This window comes from Pseudomonas sp. MD195_PC81_125 (genome assembly GCF_014060985.1).
GTDB classification, from domain to species: Bacteria; Pseudomonadota; Gammaproteobacteria; order Pseudomonadales; family Pseudomonadaceae; genus Aquipseudomonas; species Aquipseudomonas parakoreensis.
Genome location: NZ_JABULD010000839.1, coordinates 1 through 560, shown reverse-complemented (window position 1 = coordinate 560; position 560 = coordinate 1). Strand labels below are relative to the sequence as shown.

The following is a 560-nucleotide window of genomic DNA, read 5'->3' as shown; positions in this document are numbered from 1 at the left end:
TGCTTCGTGTCAGGGCGACTGCCACCAGCACTTGCACCAAAAGGGCGATACCAAGGGTAACGAACACGGGCCGCAACAAACGGCTTTGTAACAGTGAGAGAACGGCCGACACTGTGAATCCCTCTACGTCTGACGCCATTAATTTGATGGCACTCTTGTAGGAAGATTTACAGCAAAGGTCATGCCGTCCAACAGGCATAAACGACAAAGGCCCCGATGAAGGGGCCTTTGTTTTTTACATCAACGACTTATCAAGCGAACGGATGACGCAGAACGATGGTTTCGTTGCGATCCGGCCCCGTCGAAATAATGTCGATCGGCGCGCCGATCAACTCTTCAACGCGTTTGATGTAGGCACGAGCGTTAGCTGGCAGCTCTTCCAGGGTTTTGGCACCCACGGTCGATTCGATCCAGCCCGGCACTTCTTCGTACACAGGCTGCAGGCCCACGTAGCTGTCAGCGTCGGTCGGCGCTACGGCATTGCCTTGCGCGTCCTTGTAGCCGGTGCAGATGTTGATGGTTTCCAGACCATCGAGGACGTCCAGCTTGGTCAGGCAGAT

Annotated in this window: 1 protein-coding gene; it reads right to left on the bottom strand. The window is 55.0% G+C overall.

Annotated elements, in window-relative coordinates:
- Positions 1–251 precede the first annotated feature (251 nt).
- Positions 252–560 (bottom strand): adenylosuccinate synthetase (locus tag HT737_RS29615; RefSeq protein ID WP_182404599.1); only part of this gene is annotated, 309 nt, incomplete at its 5' end.